The organism is Streptosporangium roseum DSM 43021, from assembly GCF_000024865.1.
GTDB classification, from domain to species: Bacteria; Actinomycetota; Actinomycetes; order Streptosporangiales; family Streptosporangiaceae; genus Streptosporangium; species Streptosporangium roseum.
On the sequence record NC_013595.1, the window covers coordinates 6,169,552 to 6,196,042 of the forward strand.

Here is a 26,491-nt window from a genome sequence, read left to right on the forward strand (position 1 = left end):
TGGTACTCGTCATCGGCGGAAGGACATGGTGAGGGGCACCCGCGACAGGCGCCCCTCCACCCGCTCAGCTCGGTGTCGCTCCGGCGGTGGGCAGCAGGACCGCGTCGATCAGGTAGACGGTGGCGTTGGCGGTCTGGATGTTGCCGCACAGGACCTTGGCCTCGTCGTTGACGGTGTAGTCCTCACCGGAGCCCTTGACGGTCAGCGTGCCGCCCGCGAGCGTGCTGAGCGTCGCGTCGGTGAGCTCTGCGGGGGCCTTCCTCCCCTCGACGACGTGGTAGGTCAGGATCTTGGTGAGCTGCGCCTTGTCAGCCAGGACCTTGTCGAGCATCTCCTTCGGGATCTTGCTGAACGCCTCGTTGGTGGGGGCGAACACCGTGATCTCCTTGGCGGAGTTCAGGGTGTCGACCAGCCCGGCCTTCTTGATGGCCTCGGTCAGGGTGGACAGCTGCGTGTTGTAGGACGCCGCGGTGGCGACCGGCTCCTTGGCCATGTTCTCCGGGCTGCCCTCACCGGTGGTGGGCAGGGAGGAGCAGCCCGGGCCGAACGGTTTGGTCATGGCGCCGGGCGACTCGGAGGTCATGTCCGTGGGCGACTCGGAGGTCATGTCCGTGGGCATGGGCGTGGGAGAGACCCGGAGGACGGAACCCGTGGTGACCGACTGGGCGGCGGCCGGGGCGGCGGCCAGGGCCAGCACGGTCAGAGCCGAGGCGAGAAGAGAGGTCTTCTTCACAATGATCTCCTTGGATGGACGGATGAGTCCTCCTGGACCCGTCCGCCGGGTCCTGAGCCGCTCATCGATCTTTCGTAGATCAATGCCCTCCAATTTCGCGTTAAATGCCCCATAGAGTGACTCTTGACTACATATCTCCCTGCGTGAAGAGATGTCGGGCCGCCTGCGCGAAGAGACGCCGGGCCGCAGGACGGCCCGGATCGGTCAGCCCAGATCGGCCAGCACGGCGTCGGCGGCCCGCCGGCCGGAGACCAGGGCCCCCTGCTGGGAACCGGTGTCGCGATGGTCGCCGCACACGTAGCGGCCGGGCGCGAGACGGACCGGCCGGCGCAGCGGGAAGGGCGGCGTCATCGCGGGCAGCGCGGCCTCGATCGGATAGGTCGCCAGGTGCCGCCAGGCGGAGGTGTCCGTCCCGTAGATCTGGGCCAGCCGCGACCGGACCCCCGGCTCGTCGGCGTCGGAGAGGACCCCCAGCAGCGAGGTGGAGATCAGGGCGCGGCCGTCCGGGGAGTATCCGGGCACGACGTCGGTGACGACCAGGGTGTCGGTGACCAGGCCCTCGGCGTCGACGATCTGCGTGGGCTCCCCCAGCGGGGAGCGGGCGGCGACGTGGTAGAAGGTCGTCACCGCGCGCATCTCCGGGATCCTCAGCCCGGGACAGAGACCGGCCGCCGCGGCCGGGTCGGTCGCCACGACGACCGCGCGGGCCGGGATCGCCTCTCCCCCGGCGGTCCTCACCCCGTCCTCCGTCACCGCGGCGACCGGGGTGCCCAGTGACAGCGCCTCGGCCGGGAGGCGGGCGGCGAGCTGGCGGGGGATCTCCCCCATGCCGAGCGCGGGCAGCCCGATCGTGCCCCTGGCGAAGGCCCGCCAGAGCAGGTGGAAGAACCGGCTGGAGGTCTGGAGCTCCCGTTCGAGCACCACTCCGGACAGGAAGGGGCGGAGCAGCTTGTCGATCATCCTGGACGAGATGCCCCAGTGCCGCAGCTCCGCCTCCGTGGTGCGTTCGGTGCCGCCGCGCAGCCGCTCGGCGGGGACGGCGATGTCCCATGCCGTCAGCGCGGCCAGGGCGGCCTTGTCGCGCGGCGACCCCACATCGGCCAGCAGCCCGCTGAGCGCGTGCCCGGGATGCCGCCAGGGCAGCATGAAGCGCTCCCGCCGCCCCCGCTCGAAGACGATCAGCCCCGAGGCGATCACCCCCAGATCCAGGGCGCCGATGTCGAGGACCCGGCCGGCCTCCGGGTAGGCGGTGTTGAACACCTGGAAACCGCGGTCCAGCCGGAAGCCGTCCACGATGTCGGTGCGCACACGCCCGCCCACCTCCCCGGCGGCCTCGACGACCCGGACCGGCACCCCGGCGGCGTGCAGCCGTACAGCGCATGACAGGCCGGCGAGTCCGGCTCCGACGACGACCACGGTGTCCGACATGACACATCCCCCTTGTGTTCACAGCGGCGTGTCCGCTGCGAGATGCCCGCAGCGGCACGGAGCGACAGGATCCACCACCTGTGACCTCGGGTGGCGAGCCGCCGGGGGGCGCGTCCGCGTCCAAGTCTGCCGTACGGCCTACTCCAGCTTCACGGTGATCTCCCCGCCGAGCTGGAACCCGCCGGACAGCTCCAGGTCGTCGCCGCTCCAGAACCGGCCCGGGTCGTACCAGTTCGGCCGGCGACCTCCGGGGAGCAGCCCCATCGCCTCGTAGGTGACGGCGACGACCTCCGCGCAGTAGGCGCTCTCCAGCGCGCTCTCCTCGGCGCCCCGCTTCAGGAGCTTCGGCACCCGCCCGCGGAACCAGCGACCGGCGAGCCGGGCGGTGGAGGGGAACGGGGTGCCGTCCAGGCGGGCGACGGTGCGCAGGACCGCGTCCTCCATCTCGCGGGTGACCTGGGGTTCGAGCTGGCGCAGCCAGCCGCGCTGGCCGTACCTGGTGGCCCACACGCAGACCGCCTCGCGCAGGTCGTGCAGCTGGACCCCGCGCTGGTGGGTCCCGGACCACAGGTCGGGCAGCGACCTGCCGAGTTCGGCGTGCCACATCAACGGCGGCATGTCGTCGATGACGACGGACATGCCGACATGGTTGACGGGACTGTTCGTCACGGTCTGGATGGCTCGATCGGGCACGGTGCGGCCGCGGAACAGCCACACGTCGCCGGTACGGGTCAGGTTGACCGCCTCGTCGAGGCTGATGCTCTTGCCGGGCATCTCTGTAGCCTAGGCACATGCGGTGGTGGAAGATACTCGGCCTGGCAGGTGTCGCGGGCGTGGCGGCGACCGGAGTGGTGATCGCACGGGCGGAACGACGGCGGCAGGCCTACACTCCGGACGAGATCCGCGAGCGGCTCCGCGCCCGTCTGGAGGAGGCCTCGGAGAGCGAGCGGAAGGCGCTCGGCCAGACCCCCTGACCGGGTCCGCGGAGTGCGGCGGCCCCCGGCGCGGGAAGGGCGGCCCGTCACCCGCGGGCCTGCCGCTCCCCGCCGGGTCCCGGCCGGCGGGCGGCGGGCGCTCGCGGGATCCTCCTGCAGTCCGAAGGACGGCTGCTTAACCGGGTAAGTGGCACGGGCCGCCGACGGTCGCGCCAAGGGCGTCAACGACGTCAATCTCAGTTTTACCGGCGTCGGGTCCGGAAAACCCGCCCGGGGGACCACGCGCGCGATAGCCGTATCGGGACGTAGTAGGGTGCGCAGCATGAGGGAGTATGACTAACCGGTTCAGTCGAGGAACGGGATGAAGCGACCGACGATTGCCGACATCGCCCGCCGCGCGGGCGTCTCCAAGGTGGCGGTCTCCTACGCGTTGAACGGGCAGGCCGGGGTGTCGGAGGCGACGCGGGCCACCATCATGGCCATCGCCGCCGAGATCGGCTGGCGTCCCAACAGCGCGGCCCGCGCCCTGAACGGCGCGCGGGCGCACACCATCGGCCTCGCGCTCTGCCGTCCCGCCCGCGTCCTGGGCATGGAGCCGTTCTTAATGGAGCTGATCAGTGGCATCGAGGGCGAGCTGTCCGTCCGGTCCTACGCGCTGATGCTCCAGATCGTCGCCGACCACGACCAGGAGACGGCCGTCTACCAGCGCTGGTGGGGCGAGGGCCGCGTCGACGGCGCGTTCCTGCTCGACCTGCACTTCGCCGACCCCCGGGTGACCGGGCTGGAGACCCTGGGCATGCCCGCCGTGGTGATCGGGCACCCCTCGGAGTCGGGCTCACTGGCCTCGGTCTGGTCCGACGACGGCGCCGCCGTCCGCGAGACGATCGAATACCTCGCCGCGCTGGGCCACCGCCGCGTCGCCCGCGTCGCCGGGCTGCCCAAGCTCGTGCACACCGCGATGCGCGACCGGGCCTTCACCGCCTCCTGCGACGACCTCGGCCTGACCGGCCACGTCACCGTACACACCGACTACACCGGCGAGGAGGGCGCGTGGGCGACCCGGAGGCTGCTCAGCTCCCCCGCCCGGCCGACCGCGATCGTCTACGACAACGACATCACCGCCGTGGCCGGCCTCTCCGTCGCCCAGGAGATGGGGCTCGACGTCCCGCGCGACCTGTCGATCGTCGCCTGGGACGACTCCCCTCTCTTCCAGGTCGTCCGTCCCCCGCTCACCGCCCTCAGCCGCGACATCGCCGCCTACGGCGCGCACGCCGCCCAGCGGCTCCTCGCCCTGATCGACGGCGGGACCGCGTCCGCCTTCGAGGACCGGGCCGCGCGCCTGACCCCCCGCGGCAGCACCGGCCCCCCGCCGGCGTAGGGCGCGGCCTCCCCGCGCCCGGCACGCCGTCACGGCCGGTGACCCCGCAGCCCGCGGCTCCGATCGCCGGGCGGTGGTCACGGCCGGTGGCCCCGCGGCCCGCGGCTCCGATCGCCGGGCGGTGGTCGTGGGAGCGCTATTTCACGCTGATCGTCGTCATCATCCCGCGCGCGCGGTGGTTGCCCACCGGGCACCACAGCTCATACATCCCCTTCCGCAGGGTGACGGTGAGCTTCGCCGACTTTCCGCCCGGGACCACGGCGGAGGTCGAGCTGACACCGGGCCCCTTGATCGACAGGCCGTGCGGAGCGGCTCCCACGTTGTCCAGCTCGAACGTGTAGGTCCCCGGCCTGAAGTTCTTCTCCGACAGCGCGAGCGAGAACTCCGACGCGACCACTTTGACCGGCGTGTCGCTCGCCCAGGCGGGAGGCATCACCGCCGTGGTCGTGCCCCCGCACGCCGCCAGTGCCAGCGCGGCGGCGGCGAACCCCGTCGCCAGACGGGGCCTGCCTCCGGAACGGATCGCAGCGAACATGATTGCCATCCCTTCATCGTGTCGATGTCAGCCATGGCAGACGCCTTCTCCGTATTCCCGGACGCGGACGACGCTAGACCCGCGAGATCTTCAGCAGCGTGCAGACTGTTCGCCACGACGGCTTTACGGGGACCCCGGTGGCCACCGCGGGCCGGGGGCCGAAGTCAGGGGGCGATGGCTAAAGTTCTGCCTGTTTGCGGGTAGGTACCGTTTGGCCGTGATGACATAAGGAGATCGCAATGACGCACGAGCGCGCGGGGAAGATCGCCCAGCCGTCCGATCTGGTTGACGTGGCCCGCCTGGTGACCGCCTACTACGCCCTCCACCCCGACCCCCAGGAGGCCGGCCAGCGGGTGGCGTTCGGCACCTCGGGGCACCGCGGCTCCTCGCTGAACGTCGCCTTCAACGAGGACCACATCCTCGCGACCAGCCAGGCCATCGTGGAATACCGCGCGGCGCAGGGGGTGGACGGGCCGCTGTTCCTGGGCGCCGACAGCCACGCGCTCTCGGAGCCCGCCCAGGTGTCGGCGCTGGAGGTGTTCGCGGCCAACGGGGTGAGGGTACTGATCGACAGCCGTGACGGCTACACCCCGACGCCCGCGGTCTCCCACGCGATCCTCGCCCGCAACCGCGGGCGCGCGGCAGGTCTGGCCGACGGTGTGGTGGTGACCCCCTCGCACAACCCGCCCGGCGACGGCGGCTTCAAGTACAACCCGCCGAACGGCGGCCCGGCCGACACCGACGCCACCTCGTGGATCCAGGACCGGGCCAACGCGCTGATCGCGGGCGGCCTCAAGGAGGTCAGGCGGATCCCCTACGCCAGGGCCCTGGCCGCCGACACGACCGGCCGCCACGACTTCCTCGGCGCCTACGTGGACGACCTGCCGTCGGTGCTGGACATCGACGCGATCCGGGAGGCGGGGGTGCGCATCGGCGCCGACCCGCTGGGCGGGGCGAGCGTGGCCTACTGGGGGGAGATCGCCGAGCGGCACCGGCTGGACCTGACGGTGGTCAACCCGCTGACCGACCCGACGTGGCGGTTCATGACGCTGGACTGGGACGGCAAGATCCGGATGGACTGCTCGTCGCCGTACGCCATGGCCTCCCTCATCGCCGGCCGCGACGCCTTCGACGTCTCCACGGGCAATGACGCCGACGCCGACCGGCACGGCGTCGTCACCCCCGACGGCGGTCTGCTCAACCCCAACCACTATCTCGCCGCGGCGATCTCCTACCTCTACTCCCACCGGCCGGACTGGCCCGCGGACGCCGGGGTCGGCAAGACCCTGGTGAGCAGCGGCATGATCGACCGGGTGGCCGCCGATCTGGGCAGGCGGCTGATGGAGGTGCCCGTCGGGTTCAAGTGGTTCGTGCCGGGGCTGCTCGACGGTTCGCTCGGTTTCGGCGGCGAGGAGAGCGCGGGGGCGTCGTTCCTGCGCCGCGACGGGTCGGTGTGGACCACCGACAAGGACGGGATCATCCTGGCGCTGCTGGCCTCCGAGATCATCGCGACCACCGGCCGCTCGCCGAGCGAGCACTACGCCGGCCTGGTGTCCAGGTTCGGCGACCCGGCCTACGCCCGGATCGACGCTCCCGCGACCCGGGAGGAGAAGGCGGTGCTCGGCAGGCTCTCGGCCGAGCAGGTCACCGCCGACACGCTCGCCGGCGAGCCGATCAGGGAGGTGCTCACCTCGGCGCCCGGCAACGGCGCCCCCCTCGGCGGGGTGAAGGTCAGCACGGACAGCGCCTGGTTCGCCGCCCGGCCCTCCGGCACCGAGGACGTGTACAAGATCTACGCCGAGTCCTTCAAGGGACCCGAACACCTCGCCGAGGTGCAGGAGGCGGCCAGGGACCTGGTGTCGGAGTCGCTCAAGTAGGCGAGGAGCCCGGCCGGGCGGAACTCCGGGAACCGTACCGCCGGTCAGGGCGGACGGAACTCCGGCGACCGTACGCCGCCGGTCGGGACGGCCGGCTCCCGGAGCCGGCCTGTCCGGTCAGGTGAACATCCGCCAGGCGCCGGGCGCGACCGTCCAGCGGCGCCGAGTCACCGGGCCGGTCAGCTCGCCGTCGGCGTTCACCGGCACGGGCTCGCCCTCCACCACCACCTCACGACCACGGCCGGTGACGACGTCGCGCAGCTCCGGATGGGTGCCCCTGCGCAGCCGCAGCGCGTAGACGAGCCGCTCCACCGGCCCCGTCGTCAGCGCGGCGACGACGTCCACCATGCCGTCGTCGGGCCTGGCCCGGGGGGTCAGCGGGGTGCCGCCGCCGATGGTGACGCCGTTGCCGATGCCGACCATGAGCACCGGGCGCCCCTCTGCCAGCGGCCGGCCGTCCACGGTCACCCGCAGCCGCCAGCCGGGGCTCCGCACGCCCGCCAGCAGCCCGCCGACCGCGTAGGCGAACCGCCCGAGTTTGGGTTTGAGCGGCTTGGCCTGCTCGGAGGCCTCAGCTCCGACGCCCAGGTGCACCGCGTTGACGACGATCCCGCCCTCGCCGTCCACCAGGAGGTCGAGCGGATGGGGCCGCCCGGCGAGCACGATGCGGGCCGCCACCTCGGGGTCCAGCGGAATGCCCAGGCCACGGGCGAAGTCGTTGCCGGTGCCCAGCGGGACCAGGCCCACGGTACGGGCGTCCAGCTCGCCGCGCCGGTGCAGGGCGGCGACCGTCACGTGCAGCGACCCGTCGCCGCCCAGCACGACCACGTCCCTGCCGGGATGGGCGTCGAGCATCTCGTCCAGGTCCTTCTGCCCGGCGGGCACCTCCACCACGTCGGCGCCGCCGCGCAGCACCTCCATGACCGCCGTCCTGGCGGCGTCGTCCACGCCGCCCGCCTCCTCGTTGTAGATCGCCAGCAGCTCGGCCATGCCGTCCCTCCAACTGATCGCCTGGTGGCTCCCTGCCCCCGGGAGCGGCGATCACGCGCGGGTCAGCCCAGCCTCCACCAGCGGACGCCCAGCCAGAGGCCGGTTCCGGCGCCGAGCAGGGCGGCCAGGACGTACACCGCGGCGGTCGAGGTGTCCGAGAGGTAGCCGTTGCCCCCGACGAGTATCGCCATGATCACCAGACCCAGCATGCCCATGCCCAGACCCGCGGCGAGGCCGATCCCGCAGGCCTTCAGCACGCGGTACAGGCCGTCGGTCCGCCCGCGGACCGGCACCATGACGGACATCAGCCGCTCGGCGACGAGCGCGGGGTCCTCGTCGAGCCGGCCGGCGACGAGCTGGGTGGCCACCCCGCCCGGTTCCGGCTCGCTCAGGCAGATCCACTGACGGCCGTGCGCGAAGACGGCCGCCTCTCCCGCCCCGGGGAAGCCCAGCCAGAGGAACGGGGTGCCCTCGGGGAACTCCCCGCGCCCGTGGCGGACGGCCGGGGCGCTCGCGTCGAGTGCGGCGCCCAGGGCTCTCAGCGCCCGTTCCTCGCCCGAGTCATCCACGACGACCTCCCTGCTGCCCCCTCCTACCCATCTTCGTACGGCACGGCGCGGCGGTTGCGCCGGAGCCGCGCCGGAGCGCCGCCCGTACGGCGCGGTGGTCACGGCCGGGCGGCGGTGTCAGCCGGGCCGGCCCGTGGTCAGGACCGGGCCGGTCCATTCCAGCCCGTCGAGGTTGACCACGATCGCGTCCTGCGTGCTGCGGGCGATCACCACGATCGCCTCGTGGTCGGGGTCGGGGTTCTCCTCGCGGTGCGGGACGTAGGGCGGCACGAAGATGTAGTCGCCCGGCCTGGTGTCGACGCGCACCTCGACGGGCTCTTCGGCGTCGATGTCGACGAAGACGAACGACGGAGTGCCGCTGACGACGTAGATGGCGGTCTCGGACTCCCCGTGGTGGTGGTTGGCCGAGACCGTGGCCGGGGCGACGTGGGTCTGGCCCATCCAGAGCCGGCTGGATCCGACGGTGGCGCCGCTGATCGCCGCGCGCCGGTGCATGCCTCCGGTCTGGGCCGTCTCCGAGGTGAGCCCGCCCGGGGTGATGTGGTGCAGTCTCCGGTGGAAGGGGTCTTCGGGAAGGATGATCGCCATCGGGCACTCCTGGTGTCGTCGGAGAATACGGAGGGATGCGCGGAGAACATCCCGGAGATTCCACCGTGACACGGGGACGGGGGTCGCGGACGGCGGCCCCGGAGCCCCGGGGACGGAGGGTCGCGGACGGCGCCCCGGGGACGGGGGCGGACGGCAACCCGGGGACGGGGGGTCGCGGACGGCGGCCCGGAGCCCCGGGGACGGGGTCGAGGCGGCCGCCGCCCTGCTGCGATCATTCAGCCCCTGAGCAATCGGGGCATCGTGGTCGAAAGCGGCATCGTCGAAGCGAGCGCCGCCCACCATCGGCCTGACCGCCGGGCCGTACGCGGGTCTTCTCGCGGCCGCCCCGGCCCTCGGCGCCAGGCCTCACCTGGAGGTGACGCCCTACTCCCCCGAGCGCACGCCGAGGGCCGGGGCCAGCTCGGTGAGCTGATCGACACCCCCGCGCAGGTCCGTGGGGAGCGGCTGGATGGCTACGTGGTCCGCCCCGGCGTCGAGATGCGCGCCGATCCGCCGGGCGACGGCCTCCGCGTCGCCCCACGCGACGATCGCGTCCACCAGCCGGTCACTGCCGCCGCCGGTGAAGTCGCGGTCCTCGTAGCCGAGGTGGAGCAGGTTGTTGACGTAGTTCGGCAACTTCAGATAGGGGTCCATGTGCGCGCGGGCGATCTCCCTGGCCCTGGCCGGATCGCGCTCCAGGACCACGGCCTGCTCGGGGGCGAGGATCGGGGCCGAGCCGAGGATCTCGCGGGCCAGCGCGGTGTGCTCCGGCGGCACGAAGTAGGGGTGGGCGCCGTCGGCCCTGTCCCGGGCGAGTTCCAGCATCCGGGGCCGCAGGGCCGCCAGCAGCCTGGGCGCGGGCGGGTTGTCGACGAGCATCATGTCGGCCGCGGCGATGTCCATCGCGTCGAGATAGGCGCGCATCGCGGCGAGGGGACGCGCGTAGTCGTGGCCGCGCCGGGAGACGAGGGGGGCGTGGCTGACCCCGATGCCCAGGGCGAACCGCCCCGGGTAGGCCTCGCCGTACGCCTTCCCCCCGGCCGCCATGGCGGTCGCGTCCCGCGCCCAGATGTTGGCGATGCCGGTGGCGACCGAGATGCGCTCGGTCGCCGCGAGCAGGATGCCCGCGGCGCTGAACGCCTCCCTGGTCCCCGGCGCCTCACCGAACCACAGCGTGCCGTAGCCGAGTGCTTCGATCGCCACCGCCGCCCGCCGTACGGACGGGGCCGAGGCCCGTCCGAGCAGGGGGTGCCACACACCGATCCGGCCGATGCCCATCGCCGTCTCCGATCCAGCGCTGCCAAAGTGTTCGATTGGGATTGAACATACAGCAATGTTCGACAGCAGTCGAACATTAGGCTGCCCGGCGCGCCGGACGCGGCCCGCGCGGCCGGGCACGGGGGCACGGCCGCGTGGTGGAGGGGCCGGGCGCGGGCATGGAGACACGGCCACCACGACGGCCGCCGGAAGGGGCGCGATGGCCGGAACGGCCCCCGGCGGCCTGTTACACCGTGGACTTCGTGAAGGACGGCTTGCAGAGCCCTTCCAGCACCCCGCAGAGCCTGACGCGGAACTCCGGATCGACGAGCCTGCCCTCGGAGTCGAACTGGCTCAGAGCCGACGACACGACCAGGTCGGCGCCGTACACGACCGCGCCGGCCGCGCCGAGGGCACGGCGGAGCTCGGTCTGCGTCCACGTCGCCTCGTGGGCGTGCAGGCAGGCGGTCAGCACCACGGCCGGCTTGCCGACGAGGACCGCGCCACCGCGCGAGGACGCCGCCCAGGCCAGCGCGTGGCCGAGCTGGGGCGGCAGGATGCTGTGGGCCGGCGCCGCGACCAGCAGGCCGTCCGCCCCGGAGAGGATGTGACACAGCTCGTCCACCCGCTGCGGAAGCGGCCCCTCCTGGAACGGCGGCACCTGGTCCAGCCCGTCCCAGATCTCGAAGTCCACCGACGTCGGCAGCTCCCTGGCCGACGCCTCAAGCAGTTTCCGGATATACGCCCCCGGGCGGAGGCTGCCGGCAATCCCTATGATCTTCATTCCCGACCCCATCCCTGTCGCGAGCTTGCGAACGCTACGCGCGAGGGGGGACGTGCCCCAGGAAAAGGCCAACGAACATGATCTCAATCACATATCACGCATGATCCGGTGATTTCTTCACCAAACACGGCCCGATGTCCGTGAACCCGCGGCCCCGCCCCTCCTCGCCCGGCGCCACGCGCTCGCGCCACCGAGTGTCAGCGGGACGCAGCCGACACGGACGCACCTGGTTGCTGCGCCCGCGGCAGGACGGTGAGACGTCGGGTCGAGACGGCGACGAGGAGTGCGAGTGCGGCGTAGGCCGCGCCGAGCAGGCTGGCGGCCGACCATCCCGCGGCGCTGTAGGCCCAGGTGGTGGTGATCGCGCCGAGCGCGGAGCCGAGGGAGTAGAAGGCCATGTAGGCGCCGATGACGCTGCTGCTCCGGTCGGGGCGGGCGGTGGTGAGCAGGTGCTGGCTGCTGACGTGAACGGCTTGCACGGCGAAGTCCAGGACGATGACGCCGACGATCAACAGCCACAGCGATGACCCCGCCTGAGCGATCAGCAGCCACGAAGCTGTGAGCAGGGCCAGCGACCAGCCGGTGACCGAGGGCGCCAGGCCCCGGTCGGCCCATCGGCCGGCCCGGGCCGCGCCCAGCGCACCGATGAGACCGGCGAGTCCGAACAGTCCGATCTCGGTAGTGCCGAAGTGCCACGGCGCGTCGCCGAGCGGGAGCGCCAGTCCGCTCCACAGCGTGCCGAAGGAGGCGAACAGGAAGAACGCGACCAGTCCGCGACCGAGGAAGAGCCGGTCACCGGCGACCAGCCGCCCCAGCGATGACAGCAACTGCCCGTACCGGGCTCGGGGGCGGCGGATGTCGGCATCGAGGGTGAACCGGGCGGCGAGCGCGAGCATCGCGCAGAGCCCGGCGATTACGAGGTAGACCATGCGCCAGTCGGCCAGCTCGCCCAGTGTGCCCGCGACCACCCGCACTCCGAGGATCCCGATGACCACGCCCGAGGTGACCGCTCCGATGTTGCGGCCGCGCTCGCCGGCCGGTGAGACGGCGGCGACGTAGGCCACCGTGGTCTGGACGACCACGGCGAACAGTCCGGCCAGGGCCAGGCCCGCGATCGCGATGCCACCACCGGGTGCGACGGCGGCCACCCCCGCACCCACCGCTGTGAGCAGCAGGTGCACCGTGATGAGTCCGCGGCGGTCGAACAGGTCACCGAGCGGGACCAGCAGCACCAGCCCCGCGAGATAGCCGATCTGGCCGGCGGCGACCAGCCACCCCAGTGTTCCTTTGCTCAGCCCGAGGTCCTCGCCCGCGGCCTCGAGGACCGGCTGGATGCCGTAGATGGCCGACACCGCCACCGCGCACACCAGCGCGAGCAAGGCCCGCTGCCTCCCGGTCAATCCTGACGACATACCACCCTCCAATAAGTTTCAAAATGCAACTCATTTGAGGTTAGGGCATAATGGTTTCAGATTGCAACTCATCACGGAGGGGCCAGTGGATGTCACACTCGCTGCAGGAAGCGCTTGGACCGACCCGGCCTGCCCGGTCGCACGGACCGTCGACCTGATAGGCGACCGGTGGAGCCTGCTGATCATCCGCGACGCGATGGACGGGGCGACGACCTTCACCGAGTTCCATCAGCGGCTGGGGATCGCCCGCAACATCCTCACCGACCGGCTCCGCAAACTCGTCGAGCACGGCATCCTTGACAGGAGCGCCGCCAGCGACGGCAGACGGCACACGTACCGGCTCACCGAAGCCGGGCAGGACCTCTTCACGGCCGTCGTCGCCCTCCGCCAATGGGGCGAGCGCCACGCCTTCGCCCCGGGCGAGCCGCACTCCGTTCTCGTCGACGGCCAGGGGCGGGAGCTCCCCGAACTCCACCCGCTCGGCCAGGACGGCACGCCGCTCTCCGCCGAGGCGTCGCACGTCCGGAAAACCGCCTGAGCCCAGCCGGAACCCGTCCCACCGGGCCCAGCGATCGATGCCCCTCTGGACGATCAACTTGCCGGGAACGACTCGGTGCGGGTCCACAGCCGGCCGTGTCATGCGAAATCATCACTCACCAGCCCCTATGAGCCCCTGACAAAATGCTCGATGGGGACCTCTCATGCATCGCGTGCCCGCAGCAGCAGCCCGCCGCACAGGAGCGCCGCGGTGGCCCATGCGGCCAGTACGCCCAGGCCGGCCCAGGGGCTGAGGGGCAGGCTGGACAGGTGGGTGGTTGCCTGGACGGCGAGCCCGGCGTTCATCGGTGAGATCTGCCACAGGAGTTCGGCGACGTCCGCGTCGGGGGCCATGAGGATGATTGCCGGGAAGAGGTAAAGCAGACCGAGGACGACACCGATGGCGGTCGCGGAGTCCCGTACGGCGGTGGCGATGCCCAGGCTGAACAGGGCGATCAGCGCGAGGTAGAGAACCGAGCCGAAGGCGGCGCGCAGCATCGGCCCGCTGGTGAGGGCCAGCGACTCGGGGGTGAAGCCGTTGTCGAGCAGAATCCGCTGCCCGGCCAGCGCGGATGCGAGCACGGCGACGCTCCCCGCGGCCAGCGTCAGCCCGGTGAGGATGACGGCCTTGGCGGCCAGAACGCCGATCCGTCCCGGCATCGCCGCCAGGGTGGTGCGGATCATGCCGGTGCTGAACTCGCCGCTGATCGCCGCCACGGCCAGGATGGCGACGACCGCCTGGCCTGCTTGGATGCCGAAGAGGCTGATCTTGGCGGGGTCGTAGCCGCAGACCGACAAGGTGCAGGACACGACAGCGGCTGCCGCGACGCTCACAGCGACGGTCAGCATGACGAGGGCGAGCAGGAGCCGGCCGGTTCCCGGCAGCGTGCGGAGTTTCGTCCATTCTGCGTACAGGTGCTGTGTCACGCGTCCCTCCGGCGTAGCTGGACGACGGCCAGGCCGAGGGCGAGCGCGGCGTAGCCGGCCGGCACGGCGAGGCCGGCCCACGGCGCCAGCGGGTAGAAGCCGGCGATGGGCGCGTAGTGACCGAGCACGTGGGCGTACTCGGGGATGCTCTGCTGGATCGCGAAACCGGCGGCCGGGGTGAGGCGCAGCAGCCATCGCGCCGCGGTGTCGGGCAGGACGGAGGTGGTCGCGAGGACGTGCGGGACCACGATCAGCACTATGGCGGTGATGACTCCCCCGACGCTGCGCCGGAACAGGGCGCCGAGGGCGAGGGCGAGCACGGCGGCGACGGCGAGCAGTGCCGCCGTGCCGACGACGACGCGCACCTCGGTCAGCCAGGACACCGGAAGGATGTGGTTGCCGTTGGCGCGCAGGATCCGGGTACCGAACGTCAGCGTGATCGCGGTGGCGGCGAGTCCGGCGACGAAGGTGACCGTGCCGATCGTGAGGGCCTTGGCCACCAGCATCCGGCCGCGGCGCGGGATGGCGATCAGGGTGGTGCGGATGAGCCCGCGCCGGTATTCGGCGGTGACGAACATCACCGCCACCACGATCACCACGATCAGCCCGGTCAGCACGCCTGTGAGGGTGCGCTCGATGGTCTGCCCCTCGATGGACGGCGCGATGTCGCCGACTCCGGTGACGCTGAACGTGCCGCCGGATTCGCCGGCGCGACCCGGGTGATGGGCCGATCCGTCGGGCGCTTTCGTGACGCCTATGTCGTCGTTGCGCCAGGCGCCGCCGGATGTCTCGCCCTCCAGGCCGACCTGGTCGAAGACGGCGGTGGCCTCGGTGAAGCGCGCCGCCGAAACGGACCCGCCGAGATCTCCCTGCGTCACCGTCAGATCGCCGGGGGAGGCGGCGAACAGCCCGATCTCGACCGTGGCCGGCAGCCCGGACAGGCGGGCGGTGCCGACCCCGGCCCAGTCCGTGCCGTCGGTGGACTCGTACCCGGTGAGGGTGTCACCGGAGCGGGTCAGCCGCAGCCAGCGCGGGGAGTCCTCCGACACGCCGCCCGGACGACCCGCCACGTCGTGGGTGAAATTGTGCTGCATCCGCACCCCGTGCGCGCCGGTGACCATCAGCGCCGCGTAGGCCGACCCCTGCCTGGTGCTCTGTTTGACCATGACTCCGGCCTTCGCCCACGGCACGAGTCCGGAGACGACGTTCCGAACGCCGGGGGTGACGTCGGGCTTGCGGATCCGGCCGGTCATGGACGTCGCCCGGGCGGTGATGCTGCCGTTGCCGGCCAGCGTCCGGTGCACGAAGTAGAACTTGTCTTCCACGGCTTCGCCGCCCGGCCCCACGGGAACCGCGGGACAGACGGCCTCGGTGGGACCGCCGGCGCACGAGGCATGACTGCCCGAGGCGGACGACAGGCCGAGCAGCACGATGACCAGCGCTCCCGCGGTCATGGCGATCACCCAGGCGCGTACCGTCCTGAACTTGGTCCACTCCGCGCGCAGCAGCCGGGCCGGGCCGCCAGGTCCGGAGCGGTTCACGGTGGCGGTCATCGCGTCGCCCCCCGGAATTCGACCGCGTCCCTGGTGAGCTCCAGGTACGCCTCCTCCAGCGTCGCGCGGTGGGCGGACACCTCGGAGAACGGCACCGCGCCGGCGTTGAGCAGGGCGACGACATGCTCACCCGGCAGCCCGGAGACGATGAGCGTGTCGCGTTCGGTGACGGTCACGATGGCACCGGCGCGGGCCAGCGCCGACATCGCGGGCCCGCGTGCCGTCGTGCGCAGCGTGACGCGGCCGCTGGAGGTGGCGGCGATCAGGTCGGCCACGCTGGTGTCGGTGATGACCCGGCCGCGGCCGACCACCACGAGATGATCGGCGGCATCTTGCAGCTCGCTCATCAGGTGGCTGGAGACCAGCACGGCGCGTCCTTCGGCGGCCAGCGAGCGCAGGAAGCCGCGGATCCACACGATGCCTTCGGGGTCGAGCCCGTTGACCGGTTCGTCCAGCATGAGCACCGGTGGATCGCCGAGCAGCGCCGCGGCGATCCCGAGCCGCTGGCGCATGCCCAGCGAGAAGCCGCCCGCCTTGCGCCGGGCGGCCGAGGCCAGCCCGACCTGCTCGAGCACCTCATCCACTCGCCTGACGCCCAATCCCTGGGAGTGGGCCAGCCACAGCAGATGGTTGCGCGCGCTGCGGCCGGGCTGCAGCGCTGCGGCGTCCAGGAGCGCGCCGATGTGGCGCAGGGGGGTGCGCAGACTCGGGTACGGCCGGCCGCCGACCAGCGCGTGCCCCTCCTCGGCGGCGTCCAAGCCGAGGATCACCCGCATGGTGGTGGACTTTCCCGCGCCGTTGGGCCCGACGAACCCGGTGACCCGCCCCGGCTGGACGGTGAAGGACATGCCGTCCAGCGCCAGGGTCCGGCCGAACCGCTTGCGCAGCCCGGACACTTCGATGGTTGCTTGCATGCGTTCCGTTGTACGGAAAAGGCCCTGACACGGGCCGAACGGAGGCTGTCATATCGCTGTTAGGTCCGGCACGGCATCCTGGAGACCTGCATGGAACCGGAAAGGACCAATGAGGATGCCGCGACGCCCAGCGCTACCGACCCGTACCGTACGGTGGCGTTTCACCGTCATGTACGGAGGCGCGTTCCTCGTGTCCGCCGTCGGGCTGCTGGTCATCACCAACCTCATCGGCCTGAGCGGGACGCGGGTCAGCGAGACCGCGCCCCTCGGCGACCCGCCGGGCCAGCCCACCCTCGCGGCCGCCCAGGACCTCATCGGCCGGCTCCAGGCCCAGCTGTCGGAGACGCAGACGGCCCAATCGCGCCGGCTTCTCATCGGCTCGGCGGTCGCGCTCGCCGTCATGGCCGTGCTCTCGGTCGTGCTGGGCCGCATCGTCGCGGGCCGGGTGCTGCGCCCATTGCGGACGATCACCGCGGCCACGCGGCGGATCTCCGCCGACAACCTGCACCAGCGGCTGGCCGTGCCGGGGCCCGCCGACGAGGTGAAGGACCTCGCCGACACCATCGACGGGCTGCTGGAACGGTTGGAGGGCTCCTTCGCCGCGCAGCGCCGGTTCGTCGCCAACGCCTCCCACGAGCTGCGCACCCCGCTGGCGACCATGCGGGCATCGCTGGACGTGGCCATCGCCAAGCCGGAGCCCGTACCGGCTCAGACGATCGCTCTCGCCGACCGGATCCGCACCGAACTGGACCAGGTCGACCGGCTCCTGGAAGGCTTCCTCATGCTCGCCCGCACCCAGCACGGCGCCCTGTCCGACCGCGCGACGATCTCGCTCGGCCGCGTGGTGTCCGCCGCCCTGGACGCCCGTGCCGCCGACATCACGGACAGGAGCCTGACCGTCCACCACGGCGACGTCCACGACAGCGCCTGGACGCGGGGAAGCCGGACGCTCCTGTCCCGTATGGTCGACAACGTGATCGACAACGCGGTCGCCCACAACCACGACGGCGGCTGGATCCGGGTCGCCGCCACGGCCGACGGCGCGACGGCGCGGCTCATCGTGGAGACGGGCGGGCGAGTTCTCGACCAGGAGCAGCTCGCGCGGCTGGCCCAGCCGTTCCAGCGGCTCGGCGCGGACCGGACCGGCTCCGGCAACGGCTCCGGGCTCGGACTGTCGATCGTCGCCGCCGTCGCCACAGCCCACGGTGGCAGCCTGGACCTGCGTGCCCGGCCCGAGGGCGGCCTCCAGGTCGCCATCTCCCTGCCCCTGGCGGCCGTGCGGGCAGGTGTCCCGGCGTGAGGGTGCTGGTGGTCGAGGACGCGCGCTCCCTGGCGGCCGTCCTGGCCGAGGGTCTACGCGACCAGGGCATGGCCGTGGACGTGGCGCATGACGGCCTGGAGGCTGCGGCCAAACTCGACCTCAACGCCTACGACGTGGTCGTCCTTGATCGCGACCTGCCGGGGATCCACGGCGACACCCTCTGCCAGATGATCACCGAACGCGACGACCGCGCCATGGTCTTGATGCTGACCGCGGCCGGCTCGCCCGGCGACCGGGTCAGCGGCCTGACCCTGGGGGCCGACGACTACCTCGCCAAGCCCTTCCACTTCCCCGAACTGGTCGTACGCATCCGCTCCCTGACCCGCCGCCAACCCTTCGCCCGCGCCCGCACCCTGCGCGCCGCGGGCATCGAGCTCGACCCCCTGCGCCGTACAGCCACCCGCGACGGCCGTCGACTCGACCTGTCGGTCAAGGAATTCGCCCTCCTCGAAGCCCTCCTGCGCGCCACCCCCGCCTTCCTCAGCACCGAGGACCTGCTCGAACAAGTTTGGGACGAACACGCCGACCCGTTCACCAACACCGTCACCGTCACCATCGGCCGCCTGCGCCGCAAACTCGGCAACCCTCCGATCATCACCACCACACCCGGCATCGGCTACCGCATCACCGACGGCTTCCACGGAATCGCGCTGTAGAGCACGGACAAGGTCCAGCACAACGCTTCATGCAGGAGCGATTCGGGGGAAGGTGTCATGGGCTCTCGGCGTCGGCGTCGGCGTCGGCGTCGGCGGCCGGACCCTGGTGGTCACCGGGGAATTCGACCGCCTTTCCGCGGACCTCGTGGTGCGGCTGTGCTCCGGGAACCTGGGGCGTCTTGGTCTCAGTGCTGTGCATCGGTGTTTCCGGTCTTGCGATATGGGTGGGGGTCAGGCCGGCCGGGCATCCGGTGGAGGTTCGTCCGCTCAGCAGCCGGGAGTTCGGCGGTCACCGTCCGGTCGGCGGTGTGGTGGCGAGCCGGGCGGTCGTCGCGGTGAGCCACACCAGGCCCAGCGCCGCTCCTGCGGAGAAGGCCAGGACGCTTGCGGCGGAGCCGGCGAAACCGGCCAGGACGGCCACCGGGACGATGCGGGAGGCCACCGCCCAGCCGCGCCGGCCCTGGGCGGAGAAGCGCCGGGCCAGCACGACGAACGCCGCGCACAGCGCCAGGTAGCCGATCATGCCGCCGAACATGTGGACGGCGCCGTTCGTGCTGATCGAGCCGGTCGGTCCTTCGGGGGTGCCGATGGGGAAGCCGGCACCGGGGTCGGCGGCGAACACCGCGCTGACCAGGAACGAGGCGCCGAACACGGCGACCAGCCGGGGAGCCCAGGTGCCGCCCGGCCCACCGTGCAGCGCCCGCCGCGTCCCGATCGCTCCGGCGATGAGCAGCGCTCCGGTGATCACGAAGTTGGTCACCTGGATCCAGCCCAGGTCGCCGAGGCTGAGCTGGCTGATGGCGTTGCGGGTGAAGTCGAAGCCCTCGCGGGTCAGGCCCTGGATCACGCCCACCGCCAGGAACAGCGGGCCCGCGGCGATACCGCAGCCCAGCAGGAGCCGGGCCGCCGGACGGGTTGTGGTGGCGGTAGTGATCGGGGCGGTCGAGGGGTTGATGGTGTGCGTCATGGGGTCCTCGTTCTGGGTCGGTGGATCGCGGGCGGGGCGGTGGTCCGCCTCAGGCCGGCCGGCAGGTCAGGTCCGTCACGCCGGTGGTGAGGGTGGCCGACCGGGTGAGCTTGAGGGGCACTACTCCGGCGCCTTCGGGGAAGAGCCGCCGGCCGGTGCCCGGCACGATGGGCTGCATCAGCAGCCGCAGGCGGTCGATGAGCCCGGCCTCCGGCAGCGCCCGGGGCAGGCTGATGCTGCCCGGCAGGTTGGTGCACTTGCCCGGCTGCTGCTTGAGCTTGGCCAGGGCGGCGACGACGTCGCCGTCGATCGGGGCGAGTTCCGCCAGTCCGCCTTGGCCAGGGTGGTGGAGGCGATCGGAAGCTCCTTGCCAAGTGGGGTCGCGGTCTCCCTCACCCGCGAGGCTCCTGCCGGTCACCAGGTGAGGTGTGATCCACGATCCACCCCGGGACCAGGACGGATCAACGCAAGATGTCGCCACGATCGTTTAGTCAGACTCAAAGGTGGAGCATGGTGCCGGAACGGCATGAGATCCGGGTGTTCCTGACGCTCGCCGGGGAGCCGCGCTTCGGGCGCGCCGGGGAGCGGCTGCGGGTCACCACCGGCAGCGCGAGCCGGACGGCCAAGAAAACGGATCAGCACTCACGACCACCGTGCGGAGCCGGGCACGACATCCCGTCGGAAATCACCCCTCCCGGCCAGGGGCACGGTCCGACCCCAGGGCTCGACAGCCCGGAGGCAGTCAGCGCCCACCTGGCGTCGGCTTACCGAATCGAGCCGGCCTGACCAGGCAGAACGCTCTCGATCCACCCCCATCGGAGGCAGCTTCATGGGATTTTCCACGATTGCTACCGAGGCCCCCACGGGCCCGCCCTGCCCGCTACCGGACCGCCGCCCGCGCGCCGCGCGCCGACGCGGCGTCCAGGCGCATGCGGTCCGGCGCCTCGCGGAGCGGCACCGGCAGGGTCAGTGGCCCCCGGCCGGGCGTGATCGCGCCGAGCACCCTCGGCCCGGTGGCGCCCGTGCAGCCGGGGACCGTCGCAGGCAGCCCGTGCGCCGTCATCCAGCCGAAGAGCGAGAAGGCGATCGCCTCCTTCGCGTCGGAGGGGACGCCGAACTCGTCACTCGGCGCGATCCGCGCCCGCCCGGCCCGCTCTCGCAGCATGCCGACCAGCACCGGGTTCCGCACCCCGCCACCCGAGACGATCACGGTGTCGAGCCGGTGCCGCCTGATCTCCGCGGCCACGGTCTCGGCGGTCAGCGCGGTCAGCGTCGCCAGCAGGTCAGGGAGGGCCGGCCCGTACGGCGAGGCGATCCTGGCGAGATAGCCCGGGTGGAAGAGCTCCTTGCCGGTGGTCTTCGGCGGCAGGGCCCGGTAGTACGGCTCGGCCAGCAGATCCCGGAGCAGCTCCTCGTGGACCCGCCCCGCCGCGGCGAGCCGTCCGTCCTCGTCGTACGGCATGCCCGTGGCGGCCGACACCGCCGCGTCCATCAGCGCCGACGCCGGGCCGGTGTCGTAGGCGATCCCGAGCTCCCGCACGGTCAGGTTGGCGATGCCGCCGAGGTTGAGGGCGCCGCTGCGGCCCGGCAGGCCGGCCAGGAGCAGCAGGTCGAAGAAGGAGACCAGCGGCGCGCCCTGCCCGCCGGCGCTCACGTCCCGCGCGCGCAGGTCGGAGACCACCGGCACGCCGGTCCGCTCGGCGATCCAGGCGGGCTGGCCGAGCTGCAGGGTGCCGCGCACCGTGCCGCCCTCCACCCAGTGGTACAGCGTCTGCCCGTGCGAGCAGATGAGGTCGGCCGGGCCACCCGCCTCGGCCGCGTCGGCGAACGCCTGGCCGATCAGGGTGTCGAGGCGGCACACCTCGGCCATGTCGATCGGGTTGGGCGGCAGCGCGGCGACGATCCGTGCCCGGAGCTCGTGATCGTAGGGGCGCTCACCGGTGCGCTCGACGACCCCCGTGAGCACGCCGTCCTCCATCGACCAGTCCACGACCGCGCTGTCGATCCCGTCATGGGAGGTCCCTGATATCAGTCCAAGCACCCGCACGTCTTCTCCTTGCAGGAATTCTTCAGAAGAATATAGTCCTTGGGAGATTATCTACATATGGAGTGCGTGTGACGACACTGGTCATCGGCGTTGACGGAGGCGGGACGAGCACCCGGTGCGTGGTGGCGACGGAGTCCGGCGAGGTGGCGGGGCGGGGATACGGGAAGGGCGCGAACACCCTCTCGGCGGCCGACCCCGGCGCCAGCCTGCGCGCGGCGCTCCAGGCGGCACTGGGGAGCCTCGCCCCCGAGCGGGTGACAGGCGGCGTGTTCGGGCTGGCGGGCGCGGGATCGGCGCCCGAGCAGGCCGAGGCCCTCGCCACCGAGGCGTGGCGGTCGGTCGGTCTGGCCGGGCGGCCCACGGTGGTGCCCGACATGCTCGCGGCCTTCGCCGGAGCGACCGAGGAGCCCTCGGGGGCGGTCCTGATCGCGGGCACCGGCGCGGTGGCCGCCCGGATCGGCGACCGGCGGGTCGTCCGCCGGGCAGACGGATACGGCTGGATGCTCGGCGACGAGGGGTCGGGGACGTGGATCGGGCGGCGGGCCGTACAGGCCGCGCTGGCCTCGCTCGACGGACGGGCCGCGCCCACCGCGCTGCGCGGCGGGATCCTCGGCGGCGCGTCCGCCCAGCGGATCGTGAGCATGGTCCACCAGGGGGTGGCCGAGGACGGGCCCGCCTGGCTGGCCCGGCTGGCGCCGGAGGTGGAGTCGGTCGCGGGAGCGGGCGACGCGGCGGCCATCGCGATCCTGGACGAGGCCGCCCGGCGGCTCGTCGGTACCGTCCGCTCGCTGGGGTCCGGGCCGGGGCCGCTGGTGCTGGCGGGATCCCTGCTCACCGAGCCCACCTTGCTGGCGGCGAAGGTCCGCGCCGGACTGGACCGCGGCGTGGTGAGCGCCCGCGACAGCGCCGCCGGGGCCGCCGCCCTGGCCCTGCACGGCGTCAGCTCCCGCCCGCCGCTGGCCGCCCACCGGCGGCTGATCGACCAGGAGCGCTGAGCCGCACACACCGCTCCCGCACGCTGATCGGCGCCCGCCCCGTCCGGGTGCCGTCGAGAACGACTCCTGACTCCCTCTGGCCGACCTCCGGATCCGCGGGGACCCGCTGTCCGTCATCGTCAGGAGCGCCGGCCATGTCTCCGGGTTCTCCCTGTCGTGCGCCTTCTCCCGTCCAGAGGGTGGCGCCCGGCCACTACCGGGCCGGACACCGGGGCTAGCGGAGGCCGGAGTACGGGTCACCCGTGCCGGCCGACAGCTTCGCCAACAGCGCCTCCAGTTGGTCACGCTCGGCCTCGGTGAGTCCAGCGGCCAGTTTCGCCAGGCCGGCCACATGGTCGGTCAGCGCCCGCTCCAGCAGGTCGCGCCCACTGTCGGTGAGCCGGATACGGACGCCCCGCCCGTCCTCCGGGTCGGGATCCCGCCGCAGGTGGCCGGATCGCTCCAGCCGGTCGATGCGGTTGGTGACCGCCGCTGGGGAGAGCAGCAGCGCCAGCGCCAGCGCGCCGGGTGACAGGTCCCCGCCACCTCGGTAGAGGGTGGCGAGCACGTCGAACTCCCCCCGGTTGAGGCCGTACGGGCGCAGTACCTCGGCGATCGCGGCGCCGGCCCGCCTCTCGGCCCTGGTGAGCCTGCCGAACAGCGCCATGGGCGCGGGGTCGATGTCGGGACGCCGGGCGATCCACTGCTCGACCATGCGCCGCACCGGGTCCTGGGCCTCTTCCGTCATGACACTATTTTGACATCAAAATAGATCCATGCAAGTATTTCTACGTCGAAATACATACTCGGGAGGTCCACCCATGACCACTGCGGTAACCGGCAACGCCCAGGTCGTCTGGGACTTCTACGCCGCGCTCGACAGGGGCGACCTGGACGCGGTCCGCCGCACGCTCGCCCCGGACTCGGTGCTGCACGTCCCCGGCCGCAGTTCCAACACCGGCGACTACGAGGGCCGCGAGGCGGTCGTCGCGTTCGTCGTCAACGCCTCGGTCGTCACCGGGGGAACGCTCAAGCTGGCCGTCCACCGCGTTCTCGCCGACGACGAGCAGGCGGTCGCCCTCGCCACCTACACCGCCCCCCGCCCGGGCACGGACGTCCCGCTGGAGAACAACCTGGCGCACGTCATGACATTGCGGGACGGCCTGATCGCCGAGTCCTGGCTACACAGCCGCGACCAGTACGAGGTCGACGAGTTCTGGGGTGGCCGGCCGGCGGAGGGCCGGCCATGAGCGCAATCACCGGCAGGCGGGTCGTCCGGGCCTCCCTCGACGACGCGGCACGGCTGTTCCTCGACTGGTCACAGGACGCGCGCTGGCGCGCCCAGGTCCGGCGGATGACCGTCGAGCCGCCGGGACCGGCCCGGGTCGGCCAGCGGATCGTCGAGGAACTGCGGTTCGCGGGACTGGACTTCGTCACGCCCACCCGCATCGAGCACGCCGGCCCCACCGACGCCGAGTACCGGGGCGCCGGCGCCATGGTGACCGTTCACGGGGCGCGCCGCCTGCAGGCCCTGCCCGAAGGCCGGGTCGCCCTCGTCGCGACCCTCCACGTCCGGCTGCGCGGCCCGCTGCGCCCGCTGACCGGGCTGCTGACCCCCTCCTACCGGCGCCTGCAGGAACACGACCTCGACCGCCTCGCCCGGATCCTCGACAGCGGTACGCCCGACGGCGACCGCACCCCCCTCCAGGGCCCTCCGCTCAGGTCGATGTCATAGGCCGCAAGGTAGGGACGTATCCCCAGGTCAGGGCAGCGCGCCAATGCCTGTCGAAATCCGCTCACCGACCCGTTCAGGGGTGCCGTTAAGAAACGTGTCGCCAGCCGCCGATCAGAGAGAAGACGCATGCCGGCGGCTTATATCGAGGAGATGCGGTGGGCCCTACGGGTCGATGCTTCTACACAGGAACACCTTCCTGAAGTGAAGAGATGGCGCAGTTTGGGGCTGACGACGCGTTTCTTAACGGCACCCCGAGATACGCGCGGCCCGCCAGCGCCTCGTCGACGCGATCGACAACGTCGACATCCTGCTGGAGATGCTCAACGGCCTGTCGGTGTTCCTCGACAAGGACTGATCCGGCTGTGGTGATCTACCCATGGGAATGCACATTCTCGTGGGCAATCCGCCCTTCAGCGGGCCCGCCCGTCTCGCGCGCCCGCGCGCAGGGGTGTCCAGAAAGTCCAGAAACTCGGCCAGCACCGGGGGCACCGGCGGCCTCGGGGCTTGATCGACAACGGAACGGTGGATGGCGGCAACTCCGCCCGCGTCGGCTCGCTAACGCCACTGGCCGGCCGGTTGTCGATCAAGCCCCGACTACATTGGGGCTGTTGCACCTTTCGTCTCGTCCTTCACGTCTGTCCTTGTCGTCCGCCGGGGAGCGCACCTAGATGAACTGGCTCTACGTCGTGGGAATCATCCTCTTCCTCCTCGGGTTGATGGTCTCCATCGCGCTGCACGAGCTCGGCCACCTGGTGCCGGCCAAGCTCTTCGGCGTCAAGGTGACCCAGTACATGGTGGGCTTCGGCCCCACGGCCTGGTCCCGCCGCAAGGGCGAGACCGAATACGGCATCAAGTGGATCCCGTTCGGCGGCTACATCCGCATGATCGGCATGCTGCCGCCGCGCCCCGGAGAGGATCCCGCCAAGGTCAGGAGTACGGCGACAGGACCTTTCCAAGGGCTGATCGAGTCCGCCCGCGAGGCCGCGCCGGAAGAGGTGCGTCCGGGCGACGAGAACCGCGTCTTCTACCGCTAGAAGTGGTGGCAGAAGGTCATCATCATGTCCGGCGGGCCGTTGATGAACTTCGTGCCGGCGTTCGTCTTCTTCACCATCCTGCTGGTCGGCATCGGCCTGCCCGCCGATTCCCCGACCGTCTCGCCCGCCACCGACAGGTGCGTGATCCCCGTCTCCGAGCAGCGCGCCGCCTGCGAGCCCGGCGACCAGCTCACCTCGGCCGCGCAGGCGGGCCTCAAGCCGGGCGACCGCATGGTCTCCTTCAACGGCGCCACGATCGGCTCCTGGGACGACGCCATCCGCCTGGTCCGCTCCCACGGCCCCGGCCCGGTCAAGCTCGGCATCGTGCGCGACGGCAAGCCGATGACGTTCGACGTCACGCTCATCGCCCAGGACCGGCCCAACCTCGAAGACCCCGAGAAGATCGACAAGAACGTCGGTTTCCTCGGCGTGCGACCCACCAAGGCGATGGAGCGGCAGAGCGTCGGCCAGGTGATCGGCTACATGGGCGGGCTGACGGCCAGGGTGGCGGGCTCGATCCTCAACCTGCCGGAGAAGATGGCCGGCGTCTGGCAAGCGGCCTTCTCCGGCGAGAAGCGCGCCCCCGAGGGCCCGGTGGGCATGGTCGGCGCGGGCCGCTTGGGCGGCGAGATCCTGGCCTCCGACCTGTCCGACGAGGAGAAGATCGCCACCTTCGTCAGCCTGCTGGCCGGCTTCAACCTGGCGATCGGCATGTTCAACCTGATCCCGCTGCTGCCGCTCGACGGCGGGCACATCGCGGGCGGGCTCCGGGAGGGGCTCAAGCGGGCCTACGCCAAGGTCATGCGGCGGCCGCAGCCCAAGTACGTCGACATCGCCAAGATGCTGCCGCTGACGTACGCGGCGGCGCTGATGATGATCATGGCGGGCCTGCTCGTCTACGCCGACCTGGTCAACCCGCTCACGCTGACGAACTGACGGACCGAGTGACACCCGTGGAAGCACCGGACCGGCTGCGGGCCCTGTGCAACCGTCCCGGACCAACACCAGCCACCCTCCACACCTTCACCACATCGAGCCCCGGGGTCCCGCCTCCCACCGGTATGTAGCGACCCCCGGGGCAGGCAGACGCCGAGTCCGCGCTTGCGCAACATCGACCCGTCACATGCCGGGCAGCTGAACGTTCCGGCCGGTAGGTCACGTGCGGCCTCGACCGGTAGGCCGTTCGTATCGTGGGCGATCAGCATGGGGGCCTGCTGGTCCCGGGGGCGACGGTCTGCGGGTTCCTCGCGAAACCCGCAAACTCCCTTGGAGAGGCTCGCGTTCGAGCGGCTGGAAGGAAGTGGGTCCCGCCAGTCCCGCCAGTTCCGCCAGGACGTCAC

General features: G+C 71.8%; 28 protein-coding genes and 1 pseudogene. 11 read left to right on the forward strand and 18 right to left on the reverse strand.

Going from position 1 to position 26,491, the window contains the following annotated elements; translation table 11 throughout:
* Positions 1-64 precede the first annotated feature (64 nt).
* The 3 genes from SROS_RS27155 to SROS_RS27165 form a co-directional block, all read right to left on the reverse strand.
* The gene (locus SROS_RS27155; RefSeq protein WP_012892122.1) at positions 65-733 is read right to left on the reverse strand and encodes a fasciclin domain-containing protein; all 669 of its coding nucleotides are present in this window, start codon (positions 731-733) and stop codon (positions 65-67) included.
* A gap of 204 nt (positions 734-937) precedes the next feature.
* Entirely contained in the window at positions 938-2,161 is a 1,224-nt protein-coding gene (locus tag SROS_RS27160) for an NAD(P)/FAD-dependent oxidoreductase (protein ID WP_012892123.1), read from the reverse strand.
* A 138-nt stretch (positions 2,162-2,299) separates the two neighbouring features.
* Positions 2,300-2,935 carry a hypothetical protein gene (locus SROS_RS27165; RefSeq protein ID WP_012892124.1) on the reverse strand — a complete coding sequence of 212 codons (636 nt, stop codon included), beginning with the start codon at positions 2,933-2,935 and terminating at the stop codon, positions 2,300-2,302.
* A gap of 17 nt (positions 2,936-2,952) precedes the next feature.
* On the opposite strand from SROS_RS27165, the gene SROS_RS27170 reads away from it, so the two are divergent.
* Positions 2,953-3,135, forward strand: a complete 183-nt coding sequence (locus SROS_RS27170) for a hypothetical protein (protein WP_043653047.1) — start codon at positions 2,953-2,955, stop codon at positions 3,133-3,135.
* A gap of 322 nt (positions 3,136-3,457) precedes the next feature.
* Positions 3,458-4,474 carry a LacI family DNA-binding transcriptional regulator gene (locus SROS_RS27175; protein WP_012892125.1) on the forward strand — a complete coding sequence of 339 codons (1,017 nt, stop codon included), beginning with the start codon at positions 3,458-3,460 and terminating at the stop codon, positions 4,472-4,474.
* A 136-nt stretch (positions 4,475-4,610) separates the two neighbouring features.
* Here the strand turns inward: SROS_RS27175 and SROS_RS27180 are convergent, their stop codons facing one another.
* Positions 4,611-5,009, reverse strand: coding sequence for a cupredoxin domain-containing protein (locus tag SROS_RS27180; RefSeq protein ID WP_012892126.1), 399 nt, complete (start codon positions 5,007-5,009; stop codon positions 4,611-4,613).
* 239 nt (positions 5,010-5,248) lie between these two features.
* Between SROS_RS27180 and pgm the strand changes: the two genes are divergently transcribed.
* On the forward strand, positions 5,249-6,886 hold the full coding sequence (pgm, locus tag SROS_RS27185) for a phosphoglucomutase (alpha-D-glucose-1,6-bisphosphate-dependent) (protein WP_012892127.1): 1,638 nt from the start codon (positions 5,249-5,251) through the stop codon (positions 6,884-6,886).
* A 117-nt stretch (positions 6,887-7,003) separates the two neighbouring features.
* Here pgm and SROS_RS27190 read toward each other — a convergent pair whose 3' ends face one another.
* The 6 genes from SROS_RS27190 to SROS_RS27215 all read right to left on the reverse strand — a co-directional run bounded on the left by SROS_RS27190 (position 7,004) and on the right by SROS_RS27215 (position 12,486).
* Complete coding sequence (locus SROS_RS27190) at positions 7,004-7,876, reverse strand: diacylglycerol/lipid kinase family protein (RefSeq protein WP_012892128.1); 873 nt, start codon at positions 7,874-7,876, stop codon at positions 7,004-7,006.
* 62 nt (positions 7,877-7,938) lie between these two features.
* Positions 7,939-8,445 carry a hypothetical protein gene (locus tag SROS_RS27195; RefSeq protein ID WP_012892129.1) on the reverse strand — a complete coding sequence of 169 codons (507 nt, stop codon included), beginning with the start codon at positions 8,443-8,445 and terminating at the stop codon, positions 7,939-7,941.
* 117 nt (positions 8,446-8,562) lie between these two features.
* Positions 8,563-9,033 carry a cupin domain-containing protein gene (locus tag SROS_RS27200; RefSeq protein WP_012892130.1) on the reverse strand — a complete coding sequence of 157 codons (471 nt, stop codon included), beginning with the start codon at positions 9,031-9,033 and terminating at the stop codon, positions 8,563-8,565.
* A 384-nt stretch (positions 9,034-9,417) separates the two neighbouring features.
* Complete coding sequence (locus SROS_RS27205) at positions 9,418-10,311, reverse strand: LLM class F420-dependent oxidoreductase (protein ID WP_012892131.1); 894 nt, start codon at positions 10,309-10,311, stop codon at positions 9,418-9,420.
* A gap of 226 nt (positions 10,312-10,537) precedes the next feature.
* On the reverse strand, positions 10,538-11,074 hold the full coding sequence (locus SROS_RS46240; protein WP_012892132.1) for an NADPH-dependent FMN reductase: 537 nt from the start codon (positions 11,072-11,074) through the stop codon (positions 10,538-10,540).
* Positions 11,075-11,271: 197 nt separating this feature from the next.
* Positions 11,272-12,486, reverse strand: a complete 1,215-nt coding sequence (locus tag SROS_RS27215; protein WP_012892133.1) for an MFS transporter — start codon at positions 12,484-12,486, stop codon at positions 11,272-11,274.
* A gap of 85 nt (positions 12,487-12,571) precedes the next feature.
* On the opposite strand from SROS_RS27215, the gene SROS_RS27220 reads away from it, so the two are divergent.
* Complete coding sequence (locus tag SROS_RS27220; protein ID WP_012892134.1) at positions 12,572-13,024, forward strand: winged helix-turn-helix transcriptional regulator; 453 nt, start codon at positions 12,572-12,574, stop codon at positions 13,022-13,024.
* Positions 13,025-13,185: 161 nt separating this feature from the next.
* Here the strand turns inward: SROS_RS27220 and SROS_RS27225 are convergent, their stop codons facing one another.
* The 3 genes from SROS_RS27225 to SROS_RS27235 are packed head-to-tail and all read right to left on the reverse strand — an operon-like array spanning position 13,186 to position 16,417.
* Positions 13,186-13,950 carry an ABC transporter permease gene (locus tag SROS_RS27225; RefSeq protein WP_012892135.1) on the reverse strand — a complete coding sequence of 255 codons (765 nt, stop codon included), beginning with the start codon at positions 13,948-13,950 and terminating at the stop codon, positions 13,186-13,188.
* The gene (locus SROS_RS27230; RefSeq protein ID WP_012892136.1) at positions 13,947-15,503 is read right to left on the reverse strand and encodes a DUF1349 domain-containing protein; all 1,557 of its coding nucleotides are present in this window, start codon (positions 15,501-15,503) and stop codon (positions 13,947-13,949) included. The genes SROS_RS27225 and SROS_RS27230 overlap by 4 nt, the downstream gene beginning before the upstream one ends.
* Positions 15,500-16,417 (reverse strand): ABC transporter ATP-binding protein, encoded by a 918-nt coding sequence (locus SROS_RS27235; RefSeq protein ID WP_012892137.1) that lies wholly within the window; start codon positions 16,415-16,417, stop codon positions 15,500-15,502. Before SROS_RS27235 ends, SROS_RS27230 begins: the two co-directional genes overlap by 4 nt.
* 115 nt (positions 16,418-16,532) lie before the next feature.
* Here SROS_RS27235 and SROS_RS27240 point away from each other — a divergent pair, with 115 nt between their 5' ends.
* Together SROS_RS27240 and SROS_RS27245 are read left to right on the forward strand one after the other, a co-directional pair.
* The gene (locus SROS_RS27240; RefSeq protein WP_012892138.1) at positions 16,533-17,717 is read left to right on the forward strand and encodes a HAMP domain-containing sensor histidine kinase; all 1,185 of its coding nucleotides are present in this window, start codon (positions 16,533-16,535) and stop codon (positions 17,715-17,717) included.
* Positions 17,714-18,394 (forward strand): response regulator transcription factor, encoded by a 681-nt coding sequence (locus SROS_RS27245; RefSeq protein ID WP_174435262.1) that lies wholly within the window; start codon positions 17,714-17,716, stop codon positions 18,392-18,394. Before SROS_RS27240 ends, SROS_RS27245 begins: the two co-directional genes overlap by 4 nt.
* Positions 18,395-18,449: 55 nt before the next feature.
* Here the strand turns inward: SROS_RS27245 and SROS_RS51210 are convergent, their stop codons facing one another.
* The 3 genes from SROS_RS51210 to SROS_RS27255 form a co-directional block, all read right to left on the reverse strand.
* Complete coding sequence (locus tag SROS_RS51210) at positions 18,450-18,593, reverse strand: hypothetical protein (RefSeq protein ID WP_012892140.1); 144 nt, start codon at positions 18,591-18,593, stop codon at positions 18,450-18,452.
* A gap of 90 nt (positions 18,594-18,683) precedes the next feature.
* Complete coding sequence (locus tag SROS_RS27250; RefSeq protein WP_012892141.1) at positions 18,684-19,361, reverse strand: DUF998 domain-containing protein; 678 nt, start codon at positions 19,359-19,361, stop codon at positions 18,684-18,686.
* A gap of 49 nt (positions 19,362-19,410) precedes the next feature.
* Positions 19,411-19,779, reverse strand: a complete 369-nt coding sequence (locus SROS_RS27255; RefSeq protein ID WP_012892142.1) for a dihydrofolate reductase family protein — start codon at positions 19,777-19,779, stop codon at positions 19,411-19,413.
* A gap of 92 nt (positions 19,780-19,871) precedes the next feature.
* Between SROS_RS27255 and SROS_RS52370 the strand changes: the two genes are divergently transcribed.
* On the forward strand, positions 19,872-20,147 hold the full coding sequence (locus SROS_RS52370; protein WP_012892143.1) for a hypothetical protein: 276 nt from the start codon (positions 19,872-19,874) through the stop codon (positions 20,145-20,147).
* A 94-nt stretch (positions 20,148-20,241) separates the two neighbouring features.
* Here the strand turns inward: SROS_RS52370 and SROS_RS27265 are convergent, their stop codons facing one another.
* On the reverse strand, positions 20,242-21,408 hold the full coding sequence (locus tag SROS_RS27265) for an anhydro-N-acetylmuramic acid kinase (RefSeq protein WP_012892144.1): 1,167 nt from the start codon (positions 21,406-21,408) through the stop codon (positions 20,242-20,244).
* Between the two features lie 68 nt (positions 21,409-21,476).
* Here SROS_RS27265 and SROS_RS27270 point away from each other — a divergent pair, with 68 nt between their 5' ends.
* Positions 21,477-22,403, forward strand: a complete 927-nt coding sequence (locus SROS_RS27270) for an N-acetylglucosamine kinase (protein WP_012892145.1) — start codon at positions 21,477-21,479, stop codon at positions 22,401-22,403.
* Positions 22,404-22,617: 214 nt separating this feature from the next.
* Here SROS_RS27270 and SROS_RS27275 read toward each other — a convergent pair whose 3' ends face one another.
* Complete coding sequence (locus SROS_RS27275) at positions 22,618-23,130, reverse strand: MarR family winged helix-turn-helix transcriptional regulator (protein ID WP_012892146.1); 513 nt, start codon at positions 23,128-23,130, stop codon at positions 22,618-22,620.
* A 73-nt stretch (positions 23,131-23,203) separates the two neighbouring features.
* Between SROS_RS27275 and SROS_RS27280 the strand changes: the two genes are divergently transcribed.
* From SROS_RS27280 to SROS_RS27290, 3 genes and pseudogenes are all read left to right on the forward strand, one after another.
* On the forward strand, positions 23,204-23,632 hold the full coding sequence (locus tag SROS_RS27280; protein WP_012892147.1) for a nuclear transport factor 2 family protein: 429 nt from the start codon (positions 23,204-23,206) through the stop codon (positions 23,630-23,632).
* Positions 23,629-24,117 carry an SRPBCC family protein gene (locus SROS_RS27285; protein WP_012892148.1) on the forward strand — a complete coding sequence of 163 codons (489 nt, stop codon included), beginning with the start codon at positions 23,629-23,631 and terminating at the stop codon, positions 24,115-24,117. The genes SROS_RS27280 and SROS_RS27285 overlap by 4 nt, the downstream gene beginning before the upstream one ends.
* Positions 24,118-24,785: 668 nt before the next feature.
* Positions 24,786-26,087, forward strand: a pseudogene (locus SROS_RS27290) (M50 family metallopeptidase).
* Positions 26,088-26,491 lie beyond the last annotated feature (404 nt).